Here is a 3,441-nt window from a genome sequence, read left to right as displayed (position 1 = left end):
GGGGGGGGGGGGGGTGGGGGGGGGGGGCGCGGGGGGGCCCCCCCCCCCCCGGGGGGGGGGCGCGGGGGGCGCGGGGGGGGGGGGGGGGGGGGGGGGGGGGGGGGGGGCCCCCCCCCCCCCCGGTACGGGACGGGTAGGGGCGGAGGGGGCGAAAACCCCACCCCCGGCACCCACCCCCTGCGCGCCACCTAGCCCCCAACCCCACCCGGTGCTAGTAGCTCACCCATGGCAGACGAAACGGGTTTTCAGCTCAGCGGCAGCGCGCCTGAGCGATACGAGTACTACGCCGCGCCGATCATGGCGCCCTTCGTCGCGGCGATCCTCGACGCAGCGGACCTGACCCCGGGTGCCAAGGTCCTCGACCTCGCCTGCGGCACCGGCTTCGTGGCCCGCGCCGCAGCCGCCCGGGTCGGCCCCGCCGGCCGCGTCTCGGGCGCGGACATCAACGAAGGCATGCTGAGGGTCGCGAAGGCACGCGCACCCCGCATGTATCCGGACATCGAGTTCACCTCGGCCCCCGCGGCCGAACTCCCCTACCAGGACGCCACCTTCGACGCGGTCGTCTGCCAGCAGGGAGTCCAGTTCTTCCCCGACCTGCGCGCGGCGCTCACGGAGGCGGCCCGGGTCACCCGCCCCGGAGGACGATTCGCGGCCACCGCCTGGGCGGACAGGAAGCTGATCCCGTACTTCGTGGCCCAGTACGAAGCGGTCAAGAAGTACGTGGCTCCACATCTGGTTCCGGAGGTCGCCGCGAGCTACGAAGCCGCCTTCTCCGGCACCCCCGACCGCCTCGGCACCACCCTCCGCGAGGCCGGCTTCCACGACGTCACCGTCCACGAGGTCACCTTCGGCATCGCTCTCCCACCCCTCGGCGACTACGCCGCAGGCCAGCTCTCCTCGGTGCCCTGGGGCCAGGCGATCGTCGACAACGGCGGCCACGAAGCCCTCGTACAGGCAGGCCGCGCGGTCCACAACCACCTCAAGGACCGCACCGCCCCGGACGGCAGCGCGACCCTCCCTTTCGCGTCCAACCTGGTGACGGGGATCCGCTGACTACAAGCGAAAACGGCCACAGCCACGTCTCGAAGTGGCGGCGGCCGTCGTAGGTCCGTCCGTCAGGCCCCGGCCCGCACGGGCTCCTCCTGAGCCCCGCCCCGCGCGACCACCCGGCTCCGCGCGAGCGACGGCTGATCCTGTACGGGCGTGAGCTGCCGGCCCAGCCGTACCGCGAGGCAGGTGATGCCCAGCGAGAACAGCAGGAACGTCACGATGTACGGTCCGTGCAGCGAGGCCCCCATAGGACCGCCCACAGCCGGGCCGACCGCCAGCGCGAGCTGCTTCACCAGGGCGAAGGCCGAGTTGTACTGCCCCGCCATGCCTGTCGGCGCCAGATCGGCGACCAGCGGAGCGACGGTCGGCGACAGCATGGCCTCACCGAGACCGAAGAGGGCGTACGTCGAGACGAACGCGGCGGTGGCCATGGTCTGGCTGCCGTGCCCGAGGCCCGCATAGCCGGCCGCGAGCCATGCGACCGCCCAGATGAGCCCCACCGCGGCGATCACCCGCGACCGCTTCCGGCGCTCCACGAACTTCAGCACCGCGAACTGCGCGACCACGATCATCGCGGTGTTGGCCGCCATCGCCGTACCGAGCGCGGAGGTGGAGATCCCGGCCGCCTCGACTCCGTACGCCGAGAGCCCCGACTCGAACTGTCCGTAGCAGGCGAAGAACAACACGAAGCCCAGCACGGACAGCTGCACCATGGCCCGGTTGCCGAGCAACTGCTTCCAGCTGCCGCCCCTGCCCTGCGGCGCACCCTCGACCTTCGGCGTGCGCGGCAACCGAACGGTCGACATGATCACCACCAGCAGCAGGAACATCGCCGCCTCGATCGAGAACAGCAGCGTGAACGAGCTCGCACGCGAGGTGTCGACGATGTGGCCGCCGATGAGTCCTCCGACGCCGAGTCCCAGGTTCTGCAGGAAGAACTGCGTGGCGAAGGCGCGCGACCGGGTGTCCGCCGAGGAGCAGTCCACGATCATCGTCGCGAGCGCCGGCGACATCACGGCCTGGCCTGCACCGAGCGTGGCCGCCGCCGGCAACACGGTCGTGGCACTGTTCGCGAGCCCGAGACTCAGCGCCCCGAGGGAGGCAGTGACCAGGGCGACGAGCAGGACCGGCAGCGGACCGCGCCGGACGATGGCCCGCCCGGCGAACGGCAGTACGACCAGAGCGGCCACGGCGAAGACAGCGAGCACGATGCCCGCCGTCATGGAACCGAGACCCCGCACCTGCGCCACGTAGACGTAGAGGAAGGGGACGGTAAAGCCGAGCCCGAACGCGCTGAGCGCGTTGCCCGCATGGATCCGGCGCATCGCTGCGCCCATCGCCCTGGTCACTTTTCACCTGCCCTGGTCATGAGGTCCTCAGAGCGCAGAACCGTGCAAGGGTGCAGACCTGAAGACTTCAAAGCTAAAGTTAGAATCTAAACAATACACATCGAAGGACTTCAACGGCAAGTGAGCCCGTGCGATACTTCGCCCATGGGCGACACCCCCGACGTCAGCGAGCCGACACTCGACGAGCAGATCGCCGCGTACCAGCGAGAGTTCCGGGACCTCGATCCCCAGGTCGAGAAGATCGTCTCGGCCCTCTCCCGCCTCAACCGGCGGATGAACGTCGCCTACGGACGCCAGACCGCGGCACTCGGCATCAGCAACGCCGAGTGGGAGGTCCTCAAGGCGCTGGTCGTTTCCGGGGCCCCCTACCGCATGGGCCCGAGTGACCTCGCCAAGCAGCTGGGTCTGACCCCGGCCGCGATGACCCACCGCATCGACCGCATGGTCGGGGAGGGGCTGGTCACCCGGGAGCGCGACGAGTCGAACCGCGTGCGCGTCATCGTGGGGCTCACCGACGAGGGCCGCGAGAAGTGGCTGGAGGTCATGCGCCTCGCGGCCGGCTTCGAGGAGGACCTGCTCCAGGACCTCTCCACCGAGGAACGCGGTGTCCTCGGCGAGGTGCTGACCCGCCTACTCCGCCGCGTGGAGCACGCCCAGCCGGATGCCGGCGGCCGGCTCACGGACCTGGATTAAAGATCTTGACAGCGAAGGTTGACACCCCCTTGCCGTACGCGTAGGGTTCTTCGAGTTGCCACGGAGCCGTAACGGTTCTGCGACAGCACCTCCGCCGCAAGAGCGGCAACCAAACCATCAGCATGATCTCCCAACGGGGTTGAATTTCGGCGTGCCCGAATTCAATTCGATTTGGGGCCTGGCAGCCCGATTAGGAACTGCCGGGAGGATCCGCTAAAGTTTGAGACGTCGGAAGGGCCAAACGGCCTCGAAGACAAATCCCGCCGACTGGGAATCAGGCCCGAAAGGATCTGATAGAGTCGGGAATGCAAGACCGAAGGGAAACGCCCGGAGGAAAGCCTGAGAGAGT

The 3,441-nt window shown here is 69.4% G+C and carries 3 protein-coding genes; 2 read left to right on the top strand and 1 reads right to left on the bottom strand.

The genetic code is table 11. From position 1 onward, the window contains the following. Window positions 1-225: 225 nt before the first annotated feature. Window positions 226-1,053 (top strand): class I SAM-dependent methyltransferase, encoded by an 828-nt coding sequence (locus tag ACFYPC_RS36985; protein ID WP_391891734.1) that lies wholly within the window; start codon window positions 226-228, stop codon window positions 1,051-1,053. 62 nt (window positions 1,054-1,115) lie between these two features. Here the strand turns inward: ACFYPC_RS36985 and ACFYPC_RS36980 are convergent, their stop codons facing one another. Continuing rightward, entirely contained in the window at window positions 1,116-2,387 is a 1,272-nt protein-coding gene (locus ACFYPC_RS36980) for an MFS transporter (RefSeq protein ID WP_391891735.1), read from the bottom strand. A gap of 156 nt (window positions 2,388-2,543) precedes the next feature. Here ACFYPC_RS36980 and ACFYPC_RS36975 point away from each other — a divergent pair, with 156 nt between their 5' ends. Next, complete coding sequence (locus ACFYPC_RS36975; protein WP_391891733.1) at window positions 2,544-3,092, top strand: MarR family winged helix-turn-helix transcriptional regulator; 549 nt, start codon at window positions 2,544-2,546, stop codon at window positions 3,090-3,092. The last annotated feature ends 349 nt before the right edge of the window (window positions 3,093-3,441 follow it).

Source organism: Streptomyces sp. NPDC005808, from assembly GCF_042871385.1.
Lineage (GTDB): Bacteria > Actinomycetota > Actinomycetes > Streptomycetales > Streptomycetaceae > Streptomyces.
Note: the sequence above shows the minus strand (reverse complement) of the source record. Positions and strands in the feature narration are given on the sequence as shown.